This is a genomic window from Actinopolyspora alba, from assembly GCF_900112765.1.
GTDB classification, from domain to species: Bacteria; Actinomycetota; Actinomycetes; order Mycobacteriales; family Pseudonocardiaceae; genus Actinopolyspora; species Actinopolyspora alba.
On record NZ_FOMZ01000006.1, the window covers coordinates 219,826 to 238,177 of the forward strand.

Annotated in this window: 16 protein-coding genes and 1 pseudogene; 7 read left to right on the plus strand and 10 right to left on the minus strand. The window is 68.0% G+C overall.

The annotated features are described in order from the left end of the window. Positions 1 to 193: 193 nt before the first annotated feature. The 3 genes from BM150_RS10870 to bla all read right to left on the minus strand — a co-directional run bounded on the left by BM150_RS10870 (position 194) and on the right by bla (position 2,960). Positions 194 to 1,276 carry an NAD(P)/FAD-dependent oxidoreductase gene (locus tag BM150_RS10870; protein ID WP_092926681.1) on the minus strand — a complete coding sequence of 361 codons (1,083 nt, stop codon included), beginning with the start codon at positions 1,274 to 1,276 and terminating at the stop codon, positions 194 to 196. 337 nt (positions 1,277 to 1,613) lie between these two features. Continuing rightward, complete coding sequence (locus tag BM150_RS10875) at positions 1,614 to 1,949, minus strand: tRNA-binding protein (RefSeq protein WP_092926683.1); 336 nt, start codon at positions 1,947 to 1,949, stop codon at positions 1,614 to 1,616. A 99-nt stretch (positions 1,950 to 2,048) separates the two neighbouring features. Beyond that, complete coding sequence (bla, locus tag BM150_RS10880) at positions 2,049 to 2,960, minus strand: class A beta-lactamase (RefSeq protein WP_092926685.1); 912 nt, start codon at positions 2,958 to 2,960, stop codon at positions 2,049 to 2,051. Positions 2,961 to 3,062: 102 nt separating this feature from the next. Here bla and BM150_RS10885 point away from each other — a divergent pair, with 102 nt between their 5' ends. The 3 genes from BM150_RS10885 to BM150_RS10895 all read left to right on the plus strand — a co-directional run bounded on the left by BM150_RS10885 (position 3,063) and on the right by BM150_RS10895 (position 5,796). Next, complete coding sequence (locus BM150_RS10885) at positions 3,063 to 3,959, plus strand: LysR family transcriptional regulator (RefSeq protein WP_175496776.1); 897 nt, start codon at positions 3,063 to 3,065, stop codon at positions 3,957 to 3,959. Next, on the plus strand, positions 3,956 to 4,858 hold the full coding sequence (locus BM150_RS10890; RefSeq protein WP_092926689.1) for a serine hydrolase: 903 nt from the start codon (positions 3,956 to 3,958) through the stop codon (positions 4,856 to 4,858). Before BM150_RS10885 ends, BM150_RS10890 begins: the two co-directional genes overlap by 4 nt. Before the next feature lie 170 nt (positions 4,859 to 5,028). After that, positions 5,029 to 5,796 carry a dienelactone hydrolase family protein gene (locus BM150_RS10895; RefSeq protein WP_092926691.1) on the plus strand — a complete coding sequence of 256 codons (768 nt, stop codon included), beginning with the start codon at positions 5,029 to 5,031 and terminating at the stop codon, positions 5,794 to 5,796. A gap of 90 nt (positions 5,797 to 5,886) precedes the next feature. Here BM150_RS10895 and BM150_RS10900 read toward each other — a convergent pair whose 3' ends face one another. From BM150_RS10900 to BM150_RS25325, 3 genes and pseudogenes are all read right to left on the minus strand, one after another. Then, positions 5,887 to 6,663 carry a MerR family transcriptional regulator gene (locus BM150_RS10900; protein ID WP_092926693.1) on the minus strand — a complete coding sequence of 259 codons (777 nt, stop codon included), beginning with the start codon at positions 6,661 to 6,663 and terminating at the stop codon, positions 5,887 to 5,889. Between the two features lie 3 nt (positions 6,664 to 6,666). Further along, positions 6,667 to 7,494, minus strand: coding sequence for an alpha/beta fold hydrolase (locus BM150_RS10905; RefSeq protein WP_217641547.1), 828 nt, complete (start codon positions 7,492 to 7,494; stop codon positions 6,667 to 6,669). Positions 7,495 to 7,881: 387 nt separating this feature from the next. Beyond that, positions 7,882 to 8,014 (minus strand): annotated as a pseudogene (locus tag BM150_RS25325) (EamA family transporter); the annotation flags it as partial. Between the two features lie 207 nt (positions 8,015 to 8,221). Between BM150_RS25325 and BM150_RS10910 the strand changes: the two are divergent. The 3 genes from BM150_RS10910 to BM150_RS10920 all read left to right on the plus strand — a co-directional run bounded on the left by BM150_RS10910 (position 8,222) and on the right by BM150_RS10920 (position 12,991). Next, positions 8,222 to 11,014, plus strand: a complete 2,793-nt coding sequence (locus BM150_RS10910; RefSeq protein ID WP_092926695.1) for an ABC transporter substrate-binding protein — start codon at positions 8,222 to 8,224, stop codon at positions 11,012 to 11,014. Between the two features lie 130 nt (positions 11,015 to 11,144). Further along, positions 11,145 to 11,759 carry a hypothetical protein gene (locus tag BM150_RS10915; RefSeq protein WP_217641548.1) on the plus strand — a complete coding sequence of 205 codons (615 nt, stop codon included), beginning with the start codon at positions 11,145 to 11,147 and terminating at the stop codon, positions 11,757 to 11,759. Between the two features lie 2 nt (positions 11,760 to 11,761). Beyond that, positions 11,762 to 12,991 (plus strand): MAB_1171c family putative transporter, encoded by a 1,230-nt coding sequence (locus BM150_RS10920; protein WP_092926696.1) that lies wholly within the window; start codon positions 11,762 to 11,764, stop codon positions 12,989 to 12,991. Here the strand turns inward: BM150_RS10920 and BM150_RS10925 are convergent. Then, positions 12,985 to 13,503 (minus strand): 2'-5' RNA ligase family protein, encoded by a 519-nt coding sequence (locus tag BM150_RS10925; protein WP_175496777.1) that lies wholly within the window; start codon positions 13,501 to 13,503, stop codon positions 12,985 to 12,987. The two genes, BM150_RS10920 and BM150_RS10925, sit on opposite strands and share 7 nt — an antisense overlap. Positions 13,504 to 13,693: 190 nt before the next feature. Here BM150_RS10925 and hrpB point away from each other — a divergent pair, with 190 nt between their 5' ends. Then, positions 13,694 to 16,174, plus strand: coding sequence for an ATP-dependent helicase HrpB (gene hrpB / locus BM150_RS10930; protein WP_092926700.1), 2,481 nt, complete (start codon positions 13,694 to 13,696; stop codon positions 16,172 to 16,174). 9 nt (positions 16,175 to 16,183) lie between these two features. Here the strand turns inward: hrpB and BM150_RS10935 are convergent, their stop codons facing one another. Genes BM150_RS10935 through BM150_RS10945 form a run of 3 tightly spaced genes read right to left on the minus strand, consistent with a single transcriptional unit; the run spans position 16,184 to position 18,340 of the window. Next, on the minus strand, positions 16,184 to 16,741 hold the full coding sequence (locus BM150_RS10935; RefSeq protein WP_092926702.1) for a dihydrofolate reductase family protein: 558 nt from the start codon (positions 16,739 to 16,741) through the stop codon (positions 16,184 to 16,186). A gap of 53 nt (positions 16,742 to 16,794) precedes the next feature. Further along, on the minus strand, positions 16,795 to 17,394 hold the full coding sequence (locus BM150_RS10940) for a GNAT family N-acetyltransferase (RefSeq protein WP_175496778.1): 600 nt from the start codon (positions 17,392 to 17,394) through the stop codon (positions 16,795 to 16,797). A 55-nt stretch (positions 17,395 to 17,449) separates the two neighbouring features. After that, on the minus strand, positions 17,450 to 18,340 hold the full coding sequence (locus BM150_RS10945) for an SDR family oxidoreductase (protein ID WP_217641549.1): 891 nt from the start codon (positions 18,338 to 18,340) through the stop codon (positions 17,450 to 17,452). Positions 18,341 to 18,352: the final 12 nt, after the last annotated feature.

The following is an 18,352-nucleotide window of genomic DNA, read 5'->3' on the forward strand; positions in this document are numbered from 1 at the left end:
AACCCTGCCCCCGAGGGCAAGGTCAACTCGAAACCGCCGGGCAGCCCGCGCAGCACCGACCGACAGCTGTGGTGCGGCGAGAGCTGTGCATACCCGGACCAGCGCGGCTTCGATCCCGTTGGCCGGTGCGGCATCGTGCTCGCCGTGTCCGCGCACTGCCCGGGAACGTGCCGTGCACTCATGCCCGGCTGGTTCAAAAGCGTGTCGGGCGGAACGGTTCGGCCAGCGGGTGCGGGGTGCCGAGCACTTCCTGGGCCGCGATCTCGCCGAGTACCGGGCCCAGCGACACGCCGCTGTGGGTGGCGATCACGTAGCAACCGTCATTCCCGGGAACTGGGCCGATGATGGACATGCCGTCACTGGGCATCGGGCGCACGCCCACGAAGACGTTCTCCACCCGGGCCTCGGCCGCACCGGGCAACACGTGCGGCAACCTGGCGAGTACCCGCTGCGCGAGGGCGTCCGCATCGGGGTCCTCGGTGAGCGTGCGGTCGAAGTCATGGCAGTGCAGCACCAACCGGTTGCCGGTGTGCGGCCGGATGCTCAGCCCAGGTGCGTGTATCACCCGGGTGACCGGCTCGGCCACTGGTGTGGTGCGCACCAGCAGGCCACGAGTCAGCCGTTCCGGAACGCCGGGCGGCAGCAACGGCAGGTCGGGTATCAGATCCACATTGCCCCGACCCGCGCAGCACAGCACGGCGTCGGCGGTGATCTCCGCCCCACTCATCAGCCGGACACTGGAACCGGACACGGCCTCGACCCGCTCACCGCTCCGCACCCGCACACCTGCCGTGCGGGCCCTGGCCAGCACGGCGGACAGCATGAGGCCACCGAGGACGTGCCTGTCGTTCGGGTAGAAGTGGACGGGGCCGACGACGTTTTCCAGACTCAATCCCGGCTCCAGGTCACGGAGCACCTCGGAGGGCATCTTCCCCTCGACCGGGTAGCCGAGCTCGTGGTACCTCTCGGCGACGAGGCGCTGGGCATCCGCGCTCGCCTCGTCGGAGCCCCAGTGCAGGTTGCCCTTCCGGAACGACCACTGCGGCGCGTCGACCGTGTCGGCGGCCAGACGTTCGTGTGCCGCCAACGCCTCGACACTCAGCTCGTAGTAGCCGGTGTGCTTGTTGTCGATGGCGTTGACCCAGCCGAAGCTGTGCGCGGACAGCGTGTCGGCGGGCTCCTGCTGCGTCAGCAGTGTGACTTCGACACCGGCTTCGGCGAGCCGTAACGCGGCACAGCCGCCGACCGCGCCCGCACCGATCACCAGGACCCTCATGTTCTTCCTTCCGTTGGCCGCATCCGATTCGCGACAACTATGGAAAGCAGCGGTCCGTGGTGGAAATATCCATTGCGGACCTTTTGCTGATGGCCACCGGAGGAACGTGGTCAGCTGGCCCTTGCCGTCGGCGGGAACTCGATGGCGGGAGAGCCGACTCGCGAATCCGCTGTTCGAGGAGTTCCGCCAGCTCGACAACCACGGGAGTGCACGGAACCGCCACGCTCCGTCTGGGAAACATCACCGACGAGCGGGAAAGAATGTTCCACCGCCGTCGGTGATGTCGACGCAGCAGGATCCGGGACTCATGCTTGACGAAAAGTCCGCGCGAGCCGCCTCAGACGAGGCGGTGGCCGTTCGGGACGGGGAAGTCGAAGCCGGCGAGCACGACGCCCCCGTGCTCGTCGTGGACACCGGTGACCAGCACTTCCGATTTCACGCCCGCTACGCGTCTGGGTTCGAAATTGCAGACGCACAGCACCTGCCGCCCCAGCAGGTCCCGGGGCGTGTAGTAGTCGGTGATCTGGGCGCTGGACGTGCGCACGCCGTGCTCACCGAGATCGACGGACAGCACGTAGCAGGGGCTGCGTGCTGCCGTATTCGGCTCGGCGGCGACGACGGTCCCCACTCGAAGCTCGACCCGTTCGAAATCGGCCCACTCGATCGTCGTCATGCCACATCCGTCAACATCGGCCCGTCCCGTTTGACAGGACAGCGCGTTGTCATCGCCGGACGGAGTGTACTGGTGCCACTCGCGCCGATGTCCGAGCGTTCATCGGAAGGACCGCAGCGCCACTTCGGCCGCTCGGGCGATGAGCGCGTTGTCGTACTCGGCGTCGGCCGCGTCCCGGTCGGACAGCACCGCGAGCACGATGGGTGCCCGCTCCGGTGGCCACAGTACGGCGATGTCGTTGCGGGTGCCGTAGTCGGCGGCGCCGCTTTTGTCCCCGACCCGCCAGCCGTCCGGGGTTCCGGCCCGGATGAGCTCGTCACCGGTGGTGACGTTGCGCAGCATCCTGTTGAGCACGGCTCGTCCGTCCTTCGACAGCGCGTCTCCGGTGGTGAAAGCACGCAGGCTGGTGGCCAGTGCGCGCGGGGTGCTGGTGTCGCGGATGTCACCGGGTTCGGTCGCGTTGAGCTCTGGCTCGATCCGGTCGACGTGGGTGGTGGTGTCACCGATCTCGCGCAGCACCGCGCCGAGCCCCTCGGGGCCGCCGAGCTCGTCGAACATGAGGTTCGCGGCGGTGTTGTCGCTGTAGCGCACGGCGGCATCGAGCACGGAACGCAGGGTCATACCGCTGTCGACGTGTTTCTTCGTGATCGGCGAGTACGCCACGAGATCGGCGCGATCGTAGGTGATCCGCTTGTCGAGTCCTTCCAGCGAGGTTTGCCGCAGCACCGCGCCCGCCGTCAGCGCCTTGTGCGTGGAGGCGTAGGCGAAGCGTTCATCGGCACGGTGGGACAGTTCCCGACCCGTCGCCGTGTCGACGGCGTAGACACCGAGGCGAGCGTCGAATTCACGTTCGAGTCGTTCGAAGTCCTCGTGGGAGACGGAAGCGGCGGAGGGTGCGGGCGTCGAGTTCTGTGGCGGAGCTGACTGCTCGGCCTCGACACCGGTGCAGCCGACCAGGGTGAGCAGGGCCGCCGAAGCCAGCAGAGCTCCGCGGGCACGCCGTATGAACAAGGCGGTTCCTTTCGTCGTCGCTTGTCCTGAGCAGTCTCATCGATCCCGACTCATCCTGTACAAGTCACGAACGGATGATTCGATGCCGAATGCGTATAAGCTGTGGCTGTGGACCTGGTAGGTGGTTGCAAGGCGTTCGTGGCAGTCAGCGAAGCGGGAAGCTTCACTCGTGGTGCCGCCCTGGCCGGCATTCCCCAGTCGGTGGCCAGCCGTCGGGTTTCGGCACTGGAACGCCATCTCGGTGGGCTGCTGTTCGACCGTTCGGGAAGGAAGGCGGTACTGACGCCGTTCGGCAGGGACATGCTCCCCTCGGCACGACGCCTGGCCCGGCTCGCCGACGTGCTGGAGCAGGACGCCCACCACGCCAGGTTCCGTCCGCTACGGATCGCCGTCCCCGAAACCTGCACCACTCGAGACCTGGCCGAACTCGACTCCGAAGCACGTGCTCACGAGCTGTTCCTCGAGTTTCGCCCGGCTCCACCCGGCGAACGTTCCGAGCTGGTGCGCACGCACCAGGTACGGGCGGCCGTCACGGCGGTGCCCGCCGATACCGGTGTGTGGAGCGTTCCACTGGGGGTGGCCGGCACTACCGCGCTGGCCCCCGGGCCGGTCTACTTGGAAAGCCTGCGTGTGGGACGATCCGGCCGGTTACCACGGCGTCGGGTCTGGATCCAGCCGGAGGACGATGTTCCACACATCCGGGACCGCCTCGTGCGAACCCGCGACGCCGTCGGACTGCGACCCGCCCAGGTCACCGTCGCCGGCTCACTGACCGCGGCCACAGCCGAGGTGCTGGGCTCGGCGGACCTGCTGGTGTGCTCGGCCGCGCAGGCCCGTGAGCTCGGGATGACGTGGCGCGCGATCGGTGAGCTGCGGGTCGAACGTGGTTTCGGCATCGAGGCCGTTGTCGCCGCCGACGCCACACGCATCCGGGAACGGCTCCGGCACGTCGTCGCACGAGCCCTCGGAGCCACAGTGGGCGGGCAGGAGACGGCATGAGCATCGAATCACTGACCAGGGGACTGCGAGCGGAACTCGAGAACGGGGGACTGCGAGGATCGTTCCTCGTACGCGACCTGCACTCCGGCCACGAACTCGGCATCGCCCCGGACGTGTGGTACCCGATCGCCTCGCTGGTCAAGATCCCGCTGGCCGCCGCCACACTCGAACGCATCCGCCTCGGCGAGCTCGACGGCTCCACCACGGTCGAAGTGCTACCGGGCCGCATCACCACACCGGGGCCCACCGGACTGAGCCGGTTTCATCACCCGGCTCGCGTGGCGCTCGACGATCTGCTGTACCTGAGCACCTCGATCAGTGATGGAACGGCCGCCGACGCGCTGTTCGACCTGACCTCACCCGAGGAGGTCACACGGCTGCTGCGGCAGTGGGAGCTGCACGGCATCACCGCGCGCCACCGAATACGTGACCTCGCCGACACCCCTGCGGAACGTCTCGAGCCCACCGAGGTGTCGCTCGCTCACACACTGGCCATCACCGCAGGTACCACCGGGAACGGCCACCCCGTGTCCCAACTCGACGTCACTCGTGCCAACGCAGGCTCGGCCAGAGCCCTCGTCGACCTGCTACAGGCACTGTGGACCCCCTCCGACATACCTCGAAGCATCGGCACGCGGGTACGCGAACTCATGGCCAACAACCTGCTGCGACAACGCCTGGCCCCGGAATTCGTCTCCGATGCCTCGACATGGGCGTCGAAGACCGGAACACTGCTCAACCTGCGCCACGAGATCGGCGTGGTCGAACACGCCGACGGGCGGGCCTTCGGAATCGCCGCGCTGACCGAATCCCGGGTGGCCGCGGCCAATCAGCCCGAAGCCGACGCGCTGATGGCGTGGGTGGCGCGAACACTGCGCGATCAGCTGCGGCGCGGCTGATCCGAGCGCTCCCGACGGGGAAGCGGTGTGCTCGCTACCGGCACGGCGCGGTGCTCGCGATCTGGATAGGCTGAACGGCCGTGACGGTGCGAAAACCGGTGCGGAACGGTTGTTCGGGTCCGGTTCCTCGCAGCGTTGCCATCACCGTCTCGGACGAAAGGACAGGGTTGATGACTGCCGTACAGGGAACCATGGTGGACGTACCCACTCCGGACGGGGGCGCCGACGCCTATCTGACGCATCCCGACGACGGGGCCGCGCATCCTGCCGTGCTGTTGTACATGGACGCCTTCGGAGTACGTCCGCATCTGACCGCGATGGCCGACCGGCTGGCCGCCGCCGGCTACACCGTGCTGGTGCCCAACGTCTTCTACCGGCACGGACGTACTCCGGTCGTGGAGCTGCCCGAGTTCATCGACCCGGGCAGGCGTCCCGAGATCTTCGACGAGATCGGTCCGATGATGCGGGCGCTGACCCCTGAACTGGCGATGCGTGATGCCGGTGCCTACCTGGACTGGCTGCGACAGCGGCCCGAGGCCGACGGGGGAGCGGTCGGTGTCACCGGCTACTGCATGGGGGCGGTGCTGGCGTTGCGCACGGCCGGGACCTATCCGGATCAGGTGGTGGCCATGGCGGGTTTCCACGGTGGTGGTCTGGCGAGCGAGGAGCCCGACAGCCCTCATCTGCTGGCCGGGAACATCACGGCGGAGCTCTACTTCGGTCACGCCGACCAGGACCACGCCCTGCCGCCCGAGCAGATCGAGCGGCTCGACCGGGCGCTGACGGAGGCCGGGGTGTCTTTCCACAGCGAGGTGTACCCGGGTGCCGGACACGGCTACACCCAGGCCGACACCGCCGCCTACGACGAACAGGCCACCGAACGGCACTGGTCGGCGTTGCTGGACCTGTTCGGCCGTACGTTGAAACCGGGCTCGTAAGGCCAGCAGCCCGTGGTGGGCAGCGGGTGCACATTCCCGATGTCGGGCCGTGTCCCTCGCTCGGTGCCGTGGTGAGGTCCTGTACTTCCCTCATTGGTGTGGGACGGGTACGCCCGCGCTGCGGAGTTCGGTCTCGATGAGCGCGGTCAACCGGGCCGAGATCGGCATGAGGTCCTGCCGGTGGTAGTTGATCATTCTGTATTGCGGAACAGCGTCGGACCAGACCCGCAGATCGGTGGGATCCCCCAGCAGCGTGGGGTTGGCGAGAAAGTGCTCGGCCACGGCGGTCGCGAGTTCCTCGATACAGGGGTCGTCGGGCTGCCAGTTCTCGGCCTCCCAGCAGCGTTTGGCCAGGTTGACGTATCCGGGGTCGTCGAGCCGACGTTCGAGCAGAGTCAGGAAGCTGTCGAAACCCTCGGGGACCAGCGCCAGGGACAGCACCAGGGCTTCCCGCTGGGTGGCCACATAGTCAGCTTCGAAGCCGAGGTCGGACATCCGGTGCAGCAGGTCGAGAGCACGGTCGGGCAGCAGGGCCCGGTCTCCCTCGGCGATCTGGTGCAACGTCTCGCGCCGCGCGATCAGCTCCGTGATCTGCTCGGTCAGGCGCCGCCGCACATCGGCGATTGCCGCACCGAACTGCTCGACATCCGCGTCGAGCACGGCCCCGACCTCGGCCAACGGCACGCCCGCGGCCGCCAACGTACGGATCTGAACCAGCCGCAGCAACTCGTCCGATTTGTACCGCCTGTAGCCGGAGCGGTCACGCGGTGGTTCCTCGAGCAGGCCAAGCTTGTGATAGTGCCGCACGGTCTTGACCGTGACACCCGTGAATGTCGCCGCCTGGCCGATCGTGACGCCATAGGCCATCTGTCAACTCACCTCCCGGACACGTGGGGCTTCGCGGGTGGAGGCGATCTCGCGAACCGCGTCGGCGACGGCCCGGAAATCCTTGCGGAGGATCTTCGAGTGATTGCTCGCGACCTTCGAGCTCACCTCGAGGTGCGGGTTGCGGGTGAGTGCGGGGGTGAGAGTAGCGCGAGCCCGTTCCATCTCCTCGGCTCCGCCACCCAGATTGCCTCCCGAGGCGATCACCCACCGGGCGGGGCAGGCCAGGCCGTCCAGCACGGGACCGAGGGCGCCGAGGCTCTCGTTGATCTCGATGTTGACCTCGGCGTGCTGCTCGGCGGAGAACCATGCCGCCAGGCCCAACCGACGGGCGATCGGAAACATCCAACTCAACCGGTGGAACAATGTCCGGATCCGTTCCCGGGCCGCGTCGTCGATCCAGTCGTACGGCATCGCACCGTCGACCGGGACCACCCCAAGGACGCGGTCCGGGTTGCGGTTGGCCCAGTGCACCGCGAGCGCGGCCCCGTAGGACCAGCCGACGAGTATCGGCCGGTCCACGTTCCTCGCCTCGAGGACGGCGTCGATGTCACGGACACACGCCTCGAACGAATAGTCCGCGGACCGCTTCGATTCGCCGCGGGCACGCTCGTCATAAGTGATGTGTCGCCAGCCGCTGCCGAGTTCACCGATGACGCGCCGCCAGTGCGACTGATCGGCATAACAACCGTTGAGATAGACCACGGGACAGCCGGGCCCACGCGTATCGGTCACGGCGAGCGCGGTGTCTTCGACCGGCACCATACCGGTCCAGATCGAATCGGACGAACAGGTCGAGTTCGAGAAGTTCATGCGATGCAGTGTGCCCCCTGACCCGAGGTCAACCTCAACACGCGCCGCGGACCCCGGAGGGAAAATCTTCGAAGCGACCGGGGCGATCGGGGGAGAACGGGTGCCGCCACGCGACCGCGGAACCGGGGCATTCGCCGATCCCCGCGCTCTACTCGTCGTCACCGTGACGAAATCATCGTGAATCCGCCCACCCTACATAGTTCCGCTGCGCCAAGCTCAAGATCCGCGCACGCGCGGGGGAGCGCTGATAGAACCACACCTCGACGGAGAGCTCGCCTGAACCCGCGATCACCAGATCCGGCGTCAGGTGTTCCAAGGCCCGATGCGATCCAGGCGGCGACGCTGCTGGCGCGCGGCGGATGCGTCGAGATCCTGGTCGCGTCCGGTGAGGGCCTCGACGACGGCGGCGGTGCCCAGGCTCCGGGAGCTGGCCACGGTGGATGCGTTCGGCGGTCACTCCGCGGGCGAGTAGAACCGTGCCGGCGGGGTAGAGGGCGACGATCACGGCGACGCACCGCAGCAGGTGGACCATCCGCGCATCACAGAGGTCACCAGACCCGAACCGCACCGACACGATCCGCACCCCGACACGTTCGACGACCGCTACCCTGCACTGTCCACTGGGTACGAATGTGCGGTTGTCCGGTTTCCCGAATCAGGCACAGCGGACGACTCCGGCGAGTAACATCCCCCGACACGTTCACGCAGCCGGATCCGAGGGGGCTCAATGGAGTCTGATCGATCCCTCCCGCATTTCACGGGGTTGCACGCGCTTCTGACACTGATCCGGAACCTGTACCACCGGCCACGGTTGCTCACCGCCCCGTCACCGCACGACCGACGTGGCGACCAGCCTCTTCCGCTCGTCTGCCTGCACCGGGACCACTCGGTCACGGATTTCCTGCCGACGCTGAAGGAGTCCCTGGACACCGCACTGCCGCAGGTTCCCCACGCCCTCATCGACGCGGACGAGGTCGTCGACACCACCACCGACGATCCAACAACCCAGCGTCTACTACCCCTCCTGCACGCGATCCAACAGGAACTCGGTAAGGACGAGTTCACCTCGGGCGGCGTCGGCGAGTTCGACAACTACAAGCTCATCGAGTGGCTGACACGGCAACACCTGCCGCCGGAACAGGGAAAACGCGACAAGCCCATACTCCACCTGCTGCGGGAGTGGACCGGCGGCCGCCCAGGAACCGGAGGGTTGCGCACGCTCATCTCCGAAGTTCCACACGCTCTGACCCGCTTCGTGCTGAGCGTATTCCTCTGGATCGGCCAGCTCCTCGGGATGCGGTGGCTGGCGGGGAGAGTCCCGGGCCTCGGCCGCGAAGCACGCTGGATCATGCGCCAGCCGTTCATGGTGCCGCGGCACTCCATCGGCCTTCAGGGCTTCGCCGAACGCCTGACGCTCGACCGGCGCGCCTCCGAAAGCCAGGAACAGATCAAGAAACTGCTGCTGCACGCTTTCCTGGAGGATCTCCGCATCGCCTACCGGCGCAGACGATTGCGAATCCTGCCGCACAGGGCCGGCTGGCGCCGTACCACCTACACCACGGTTCTGCTGGACAACGTCCGCGACACCAACGGTGGCTGGGAATTGTTGCGACTGATCAACGAGGTACGCAACGAGACCGGCAAACTCGATCCGCTCCTTGTCGTCGCGGCCACCGACGACCCTCCACAGGCCCCGCAGGACCCCAATCCCTCGCTGACCGCCGCCGTACACGCGAACGAAGCCCTCTCCGAATGGCAGCGACGGCTGCCCACCCGACGGCAGAAACTCGCTCCCGACGCGCGCTACCTGCACATCGAACTTCCAGCCGCCACCCCCGAGGCAGAAACCACCGGCGAGGACCGACAAGCCTGGCAGGACGCGGCGAGCTGGCACCCCCGCCGTGCTCCGCTGCTGGCACGACGGTACGTGTGCGAGGCACTCGTGCTGGTCCTGCTGGCCGCGGGTCTGATCCAGCCCGCCATCACAGTCAGCCAATCCTGGACATCGAGCTGCGCCGCGTTCGAGCGATGGTCAGCAGGAACGGTCGCCACCCGCGTGAGTCGTCTGGGGGCCGCCGGCGAGCAGTGTCTCGGCTACAGCGACAGCGCCGTACAGGTGTTCGGCGCCAACGAGCGGCTGCGTTACGCGCAGTCCGCCGTACACGCGCAGAACGAACGGGCGAAACGGCTACATGCCGATAACCCTCATCGGCCTTACGTCACACTGATCTATTTCGCTGGGTTGACCAACAGCCGGTTCGGTCCCCGCACCGATCACGCCGTGGCGGAAGAACTGGAAGGACTGCTGCTGCGCCAGCGAGAACAGAACAAACGGTCCGCGACGGAGCCGCTGCTTCGGATCATCATCGCCAACGGTGGGACAGGAATGCGGGGTGCGCCCGAGGTGACGCGGGAACTTCTCGTGCCGCTCGTCGATTCCGATCCCACCATCCTCGGCGTTGTGGGGATGGACCGCAGCGTGACCGAGACCGAACAGGCCATCCGCATCCTCGGCGAACACGGCATCCCCGTCCTCGGCTCCACACTGACCAGCACCGAGCTGGCCGAGCTCACTCCGCTCTACTTCCAGCTCGTGCCGGGAAACGAGAAACAGGCCGAGCTGATCGTCAACTACGCGGCACACCTCAACTCGCCGAAGGTCACCCTGTACCACCCGTCCACGAGCGGACGGAACATCTATGCGGCGACGCTCGTCTCGGCGCTGACCGAGAAGTTCGACAGTACCGACATCGCGCTGGACGAGCGCACGTGGCAGCGTTCGGTCAGCGAGTTGGCACCGCTGTGCGCCGAGGACACCGACCGCAGCCGGGAAATCGCGTTCTACGCGGGCCGGGAGAACACCTTCGGCGACTTCCTGCGCACTGTCCGCCGCAACTGCCCGGACTCAGCCGAACTCCCCATGATCGTGGCTTCGGACGCGGTGTCACGGTTCGTCTCCGACCAGCGCAGCCGCAAAACCACCGAGTTCAACGGTGTGACGGTCTCCTACGTCGGCATGGGAAGCCCCGTGATCCTGGCGGGTGAGGACTGCGTGGCCGGCCGCGCCAACTCGCTGCCCGCGGGAGGAACGCAGCTCAACGCGTTCTGCAGCGGCTACCGCGAGCTGCGCGAGACACTACGCGCACAGCTGCCCCGAGCGGAAGCGCCGAACATGCCCTGGCCCGGCGAGCGGGTCGGCGGCCTGTACGACGCCGCGGGGTTGTTCGTCAACGCCGTCATCGCCATCCGCCACGAGCGGGGGCCGACGAAGAGCGGCCTCACCCCACACCGCGCCGAGGTCGCCCAGCAACTTCGTGACACCTCGTTCGAGGGGGCCACGGGCACGATCGACTTCGGCCGTTCCCAAATCGCCGATGACCGCAGCCTCGCCGTTCTGCGTATCGACAACATCAGCGAGCTCCGCGGCCCGGCGGGAACACCGACCTGCGCGTACCTCATCGGGACGGTCTACGACGGACGGCACCCCAGCACCGCGACCGGATGCCCACGGATCGAGTAGCACCGCGGCTGGCAGAGCCACCGGCGGATCGGTGGTTTCGGGCAACATCACAACCGCGGAGGAGCGGTCAACTCCTCGACCTCCCGGCGGGTGCGTGAACCGATGCGGCCGCGTCACCAATAATGCGATCATGAGCGGTACGGACATCACCATCGTGGGCGTGACACCGTGGTGCCTGCGCCCGCCGGACAGCGGATCGGCAACCAGCGGAGAGGGGAGTGCCACCGTGGACCGATCCGACCTGCGCGTTCGCTGTCGCCGACGGGTCGACGAGCTGATCGGCCACATCGGTGTGCCACACCCGTGGGACATCAACGATTTCCTCGATCGGCTCGAACAACACCGCGGCCGCGACATCGACCTGTGCCCGATCGTGTGGACCCGTGGGGACAGCTCCGGGTTGTGGCAACAACACGCCGACCACGACGTGATCGCCTACGCCGCCAACACCAGTGGTTTTCACCAGGACCACATCATCCTGCACGAGGTCGGGCACATGATCTCACGCCATCGTGGCCACTGTGTCCTGTCCGAACAGGAGGCACAACGCATCGCACCGGATCTGGCTCCGGCGGCGCTGGCGCACCTGCTGGATCGGGCAACCGGGGAGTCGCAGGAGCACGAGGCCGAAACAGTGGCGTCGCTGCTGCACCAGCGGGCACGTCGACGTCCCCACGTGGCGGGCGAGGCCCCACCTGTGACCGCACGACGTCTCGCCCGGGTCGACTACATCTTCGGAGAGTGAACATGGGCGTGTCCGTGCTGTTCCTGACCACCGGCTTCGTGGTGTTCTCGGTAGCCGGTTACCGCATCGTGCTCTGGAACCGAGGACGCAGGCGCCCCACGGAGATACCGCTGATCACGCTCGCCTGCGCACTGGGAACGGCCTTCATCACACTGGCACCCGTCGTACAGACCGCCGAGAGCGCACTCCTGCCCAGTCTCGGACGGCTGCTGTCGAACATGTGCACACTCGTGGCGGCGTTCGGATTTCTGCACCTGATGCTCTACGTCGGCCACCCCGCCGAACAGGTACCCCGCAAGGTCCGTACTCGCCTGCTGAGCCTGCTGCTGACGCTGCTGGGCATGATCGCGATGTTCGCGTTCAGCGACCCGCCCGACGGAACCGGTGTGTTCACCGGGCTCTACGCCACCCAGCCGACCCTGGCCGGCTACACACTGCTGTACTCGCTGTACCTGGGCACGGCCGTGACCGAGCTGATCCTGCTGACCATGAGCTCGATCCGCTACACCCGAACCTGGCTGCGCGCCGGGATGGTGCTGCTGGCCGTCGGCAGCACACTGGCAGCCGGATATCTCGCGCACAAACTGTGGTCGGTGCTGTCGGAACTGCTGACCGGATCGGTGGCCGAGCCCTACTGCCCCTCGGCGTTCGCCACGGTCGACTGCACCTTCGCGATCGGTCTTCCGGCGCTGTCCGTGCTGGCCATCGTGCTGGGGGCCGCTGTGCCCACTCTCGGGCCGCGCTGCGAACAACTCGTCCGTTCACTGGCCCACCGGCGTTCCTACCGGCGGCTGTACCCGCTGTGGCACACACTGCACACCGCGATGCCCAATATCGCCTTCACCGTCGAAGACCCCGAACGAACCGGCACGACACCGGAACGTGGCGATTCCGAACAGCTGTACCGACGTGTGGTGGCCATCCGCGACGGCCTGCTCCTGCTGCGACCCTACCGATCGGTCGAGGACACCCGCGAGCACCAGACCGCGGTGCGGCGGGACGGTGTCGCCGAGCAGGACCGCGCCGCCGTCGTCGAGGCCCGAGACATCCACACCGCGCTGTCCCGACACAACCGCGACGCGCCGATCCCCGAGACCAAGCGCACACGCGCCGCCGAACCCTACGACGACCTCACCGACGAAATCAGCTGGCTCGTGCGGGTCTCCGAAGCCCTGGCTCGGCAGCCTGCCCCGACCGACGCGGACAACGAGCGGCCACAGCAACCCTACTGACCACGAAGGACGAACCGCTCGTACAGCTGCCACCGCTGCCGCAACACCACCAGCCACACCTCACCCAGCTCCACCGCCAACGGCACCGACTCCGCCGCCTCCCGCCGCATCGCCGCCGCCGTCTCCTCCTCGGCCCCCATCGCCACCGTCACGTGCGGCTCCAGCACGTCGTAACGCCCCTCGTAGGGAACCAACTCCGGCCAGTTGCGCCGGACTGCCTCGGTCAATTCCCGCAGCGGACCGAGCGGCTCGGGAAGCAGATACACGAATCCGCCCTGCCGGTGGCACCGCTCCAACACCACCCGCAGCGGGGGCTGCCGGTCGAACAGCGTCCGCAACGTGGTGACCACCCCGGTATCGAGCTCCTCGGCGGTGAGGAACGGATACAGCACCGACAGGTGCGCAGGCACCCCCTCACGCACCGCCTGCGGATACCGCTCGACCAGCGGGGCCAGCGCCTCATCGGCGGCGGGAACCGGAATGACCAGACCAGTACGACCCTCTCGTGGCATGGCTCCGTTGTACCCGATCACGACAGCGGCCCCCACCGACCGACCGTTGCCCGCCGACAACCATCCCGCGAGGGACGTGAGAACGTATCCGGCGCGGCGAACCAAAGCCACCGACCTGTAGACAAGTCCGCAAACCGGGCACAAGGCGCCGCGGAACAGCCCCACTCCAGGTGACGATACCGTCTCACCGATGACGCTGACGCTGCCCGAGCTTCCCGACCTGCCGGTCCGGCCCGTTCTCGGCGACATCAACGCCGAGCTGGACCACAGCGGCACCGCAGTGCTGGTCGCCCCACCCGGAACCGGCAAAACCACGCTGGTGCCGCTGGCACTGGCCGAGCGCGGGCTGCGGGTGGTGGTGGCCGAACCACGCCGCCTGGCCACCCGCGCCGCCGCCACCCGCATGGCCGACCTGCTCGGGCAACAGGTCGGCGAACAGGTCGGCTACGCGGTGCGCGGCGAACGGCGCGGCTCACCACGCACCCGCGTCGAAGTCGTCACCTCCGGACTGCTCGTGCGGCGGCTGCAAACCGACCCCGAACTGTCCGACGTCGACGCCGTCGTCCTCGACGAGTGCCACGAACGACACCTCGACGCAGACCTGCTGCTGGCGCTGCTGCTCGACGCCCGCGACGGCCTACGCCCCGACCTGCGAGTACTGGCCACCTCGGCCACCGTCGACAGCGACCGACTGGCCAACCTGCTCGGCGACCACGAACCAGCACCGGTCCTGCACACCACCGGCGAAACCCACCCGGTCGAGACCACCCACATCGCCCCCTCGCGCAACGAGCGAACCGAAAACACCGTGGCACGCGCCGTACGCACCGCGCTGCACGAACAACCCGGCGACGTGCTCGCCTTCCTGCCCGGCGCCCGCGAAATCACCCGCACCCGCGAGCTGCTCTCCGACGAAACCGACGTGGACGTGCTACCCCTGCACGGCAGACTGCCCACCAACGAGCAGGACGACGCACTCACCCCCAGAACACGACGCCGCGTCGTCCTGGCCACCGCCGTGGCCGAATCCAGCCTCACCGTGCCCGGCGTACGCACGGTGGTCGACTCCGGCCTGTCCCGCGTCTCCCGCGTCGACCACCGCCGCGGCCTGTCCGGGCTGGTCACCGTCCGAACCCCCCGGGCGGTCGCCGAACAACGCGCGGGCCGCGCCGGCCGCGAAGCCCCCGGCAAGGCATACCGGTGCTGGCCCGAACACGAACACAGCACCCTCACCAGCTACCCCGAACCCGAGATCCGCACCACCGACCTCACCCGACTCGCACTCGAACTGGCCTGCTGGGGAACCCCGGACGGGCAGGCGCTGCGCTGGTGGGACACCCCACCGCAGGGGCCGCTGACAGCGGGACACCAAGTGCTCTCGGCGCTGGGAGCCCTCGACAACCACGGAAAGATCACCGAACGCGGACACCGCATGGCCGAACTCGGCCTGCACCCCCGCCTGTCCCGCGCGCTACTGGACGGCAGCGCGCGCGCCGGACGACGCACCGCCGCCGAAGTCGTCGCGCTGCTCGACGACGACACCCTCTCGACCGAGACCGAACTGAGCACCGGCCTGCGCAAACTCCGCGACAACGGGCCCGGTTCCCGCCGCTGGCGACGCGAGGCACGACGACTGGAAAAAATGGTACCCGCCACACCGAACCCACCCGAGGCCGACGACGAGGCCCTGGTGGTGGCCCTGGCACACCCCGAACGACTGGCCAGACGCCGCGCACCCCGCTCCCGGGTGTATCTCATGGCAGGCGGCACCGCCGTGGAACTGCCCCGCTCCGAAGTGCGCGAAGACCCCTCCGGCATGCCCACCTCCGAAGGACTGGCCGGCTCGGAATGGCTGGCCGTGGCCGTGGCCGAACGCGACCCCAGCCGCGCACACGGCTTCGTGCGGCTGGCCGCACGCGCCGACCAACGACTCGCCGAACAGGCCGCCCCCGGGCTCGTGACGGCCGACGACGAGATCGACTGGCACGAGGGCGACATACGCGCCCGCACCCTGCGCCGCCTGGGATCGATCGTGCTGTCGGACACACCACTGCGACAGCCCCCACCGGAACAGGTGCGAGCGGCGCTGCTCGACGGGCTGCACGACGAGGGACTACGGCTGCTGACCTGGGACACCGAAGCACACCAGCTCCGGCGACGGCTGGCCTTCCTGCGCCGCACGTTCGGCGAACCCTGGCCCGGCACCGACGAGACCGACCTGCTGGCCACGGTCGACACCTGGCTGGAACCCGAACTCTCGGCCGCACACTGCCGCGCCGACCTGGAACGCATCGACATCGGGCAAACACTGCACCGCCTGCTGCCGTGGCCCGAGGCCGGGCGGCTCGACGAACTGGCCCCGCCACGGATGCAGGTACCGTCCGGTGCGCGGATCCGCCTCGACTACGACGACGAACAACCCGTCCTGCCGGTACGGCTCCAGGAAGTCTTCGGCTGGACCAGCGTGCCCACCATCGCCGACGGCCGCGTCACGGTGCTGATGCGGCTGCTCGACCCCGCCGGACGGCCCGCCGCCGTCACCGGCGACCTGACCTCGTTCTGGAACAACGGCTACCACCAGGTCCGCGCCGAACTGCGGGGCCAGTACCTCAAGCACCCGTGGCCGGAGGACCCGTGGAACGCCGCACCCGACCGACCACGCGGCGGCTGACAAGACCGGTTACCGGAGACGGTAGCGCACATGGACCATGCCATTACCGAAACGACGCTGGTCGAGCAGCTCAAGCTCGGCAGACACCCCGCGCGGAAAGAACGACTTACCACCACCCACCAAGACCGGAGCGAAAAACAGCCCGCACTCATCGACCAGCCCCGCCTCGAACGCGTGAGCAGCCAGCTCCGGTCCACCCACGGCGAGATCGCGCTCGGCCGAGTTCTTCAGGCGCCGCACCGCCTCGACGTCGAAGGTTCGTTCGATCCGGGTGCGGGTGGTGACCACCGTATCCAGCGTGCCGGAGTAGACGATCTTGTCGGCCGCCCGCCACAGTCGCGCGAACTCACCCATGGCGGGGGAGTGTTCGGCCAGCGCGGGATCGGTCTCCCACCCGGTCATCAACTCGTAGAGCCTACGCCCGTACAGATGCGTACCGACCGGCCGCTCCAGCTCGTTGATGAAGGCCAACACCTCCTCGTCGGGTACTGCCCAGTCAAAACGGCCGTGCTCGTCGGCGATGTAGCCGTCGAGCGAGGCCAGCGCGGAACAGATCAGCCTCGCCATGGCACTCCCGTCCTGTGCGACGTGTCCGCTGCGGGCGCTTTCCCGCGGTCTCGTCACGACAGCACTTCACTGCGGTAGTGGTACCGACACACCTCGGAAAACCCCATGCTCTCGTACAACCGCAGCGCCGGCGAGTTGCCACCGTCGACCTGCAGATACATCCCCTCGGCTCCCAGGTCCGACGCCCAGTCGGCCAACGACCGCAACACCTCACGAGCCGCACCCCGCCCACGCGCCCGCGGCAGCGTGGCCATCCCGAACACACCGGCCCACCCGCCGTCGACGACCGCCCGGCCCACCGCCACGAGTTCATCACCGTCGAGCACGCCGACATAGGCACTCGGCCGCTCCACCCGGGCGAGCATCTCCCACTCCGGCCGGCAACCACCGCCATCACCGTGCACCGCACGCCACACGTCGAACCACGCCCCAGTGGGTGACTCCGTCAACCGAGTCTCCGCACCGCTCGATCGCGCCCGGGCACGGACATCGCCCACCGACGCCGCCCACAACGACATCGGGGTGTGCCGGTAGTAGCCGCGTTCGGCCAACAGCACATCGAGCTCGACCGGGCAGACACCCGGTGTGAGCTGAAAAGTCGTCGCCCTGCCGAACCCCGCGTAGAACCTCTCGACCGCCGAAACCGCACGCACCAGAAGACGGTACCGGACCGCCCCGCAGCGCATCCCACTGTGGCGCGCCGGACGTTCACGCGGCCAGGTGCCGCCAACTGTCCGGCTCGGCCCGCAGGTACTCGGCGAAACTCCACGGCCGCCGCCCGGTGACGTGCTCGACCGTGTGGCTGGTCACCGAGGTTTCCCCCGAGGCGATGGCCAAATACGACCCCACCCAGGCGTCGACCTGCCACTGCTGGGCACCGGCCCGCGACTGGCGTGCCTCCTGCTCCTCCTCGGCGTGATAGGTGATGTCACGACCGGTGACCTCACCGAGCAGCCGGGCGGTTTCGTGCAGATCCAGCGGCTCCGGACCGGACACGTCGTAAACCCGGTCGGCGTGGTCGTCGTCGAGCAACACCTCCGTCGCCAACCGCGCCACGTCCCACCTGGCCACCCAGGCGGCCCGACCACTTCCAGCCGGCCCCCGGATCACCCCGTCGTCACCGACGAAACGCGGCACCAGGTCGGCATACATCGAATTGCGCAGCGCGGTCAACCGCATCCCGCCGGCGGCGATGGCCTGTTCAGTAGCCGAGTGCTCCCGAGCGAACGGGAAGGTAGCGTGCGGAGCGGCTCCCATGAACGAGGTGTAGACGACACGACGCACCCCCGCCTCGGCCGCCGCGTCGATCACCGTGCGATGCAGCCACAACCGGGCCGGATCCTCGTGAGCGGAAACGAACAGCACCGTGTCCACACCACGAAACGCCCGCAGCAACGCCGCCTGGTCCGCATAGGACGCCTGCACCACCGAACAGTTCTCCACCCGGGGAAGACGTTCGGGACTGCGAGCCACGAGCCGCTGCGGCACCCCACGCCGCTCGAGCAATCGACAGATCCCACTGCCGAGCTCACCGGTGGCGCCGGTAAGCGCGATCGACTCCGCCAACATCGCACCCTTCAGCCGTGTGTGATCGATCATATCCGAAACACG

Bases quoted from the DNA above. Each gene is read 5' to 3' on its own strand.
- BM150_RS10870 (WP_092926681.1), bottom strand. From the start codon at position 1,276: ATGAGGGTCCTGGTGATCGGTGCGGGCGCGGTCGGCGGCTGTGCCGCG.
- BM150_RS10875 (WP_092926683.1), bottom strand. From the start codon at position 1,949: ATGACGACGATCGAGTGGGCCGATTTCGAACGGGTCGAGCTTCGAGTG.
- BM150_RS10890 (WP_092926689.1), top strand. From the start codon at position 3,956: ATGAGCATCGAATCACTGACCAGGGGACTGCGAGCGGAACTCGAGAAC.
- BM150_RS10895 (WP_092926691.1), top strand. From the start codon at position 5,029: ATGACTGCCGTACAGGGAACCATGGTGGACGTACCCACTCCGGACGGG.
- BM150_RS10900 (WP_092926693.1), bottom strand. From the start codon at position 6,663: ATGGCCTATGGCGTCACGATCGGCCAGGCGGCGACATTCACGGGTGTC.
- BM150_RS10905 (WP_217641547.1), bottom strand. From the start codon at position 7,494: ATGAACTTCTCGAACTCGACCTGTTCGTCCGATTCGATCTGGACCGGT.
- BM150_RS10910 (WP_092926695.1), top strand. From the start codon at position 8,222: ATGGAGTCTGATCGATCCCTCCCGCATTTCACGGGGTTGCACGCGCTT.
- BM150_RS10915 (WP_217641548.1), top strand. From the start codon at position 11,145: ATGAGCGGTACGGACATCACCATCGTGGGCGTGACACCGTGGTGCCTG.
- BM150_RS10920 (WP_092926696.1), top strand. From the start codon at position 11,762: ATGGGCGTGTCCGTGCTGTTCCTGACCACCGGCTTCGTGGTGTTCTCG.
- BM150_RS10925 (WP_175496777.1), bottom strand. From the start codon at position 13,503: ATGCCACGAGAGGGTCGTACTGGTCTGGTCATTCCGGTTCCCGCCGCC.
- hrpB (WP_092926700.1), top strand. From the start codon at position 13,694: ATGACGCTGACGCTGCCCGAGCTTCCCGACCTGCCGGTCCGGCCCGTT.
- BM150_RS10935 (WP_092926702.1), bottom strand. From the start codon at position 16,741: ATGGCGAGGCTGATCTGTTCCGCGCTGGCCTCGCTCGACGGCTACATC.
- BM150_RS10945 (WP_217641549.1), bottom strand. From the start codon at position 18,340: ATGATCGATCACACACGGCTGAAGGGTGCGATGTTGGCGGAGTCGATC.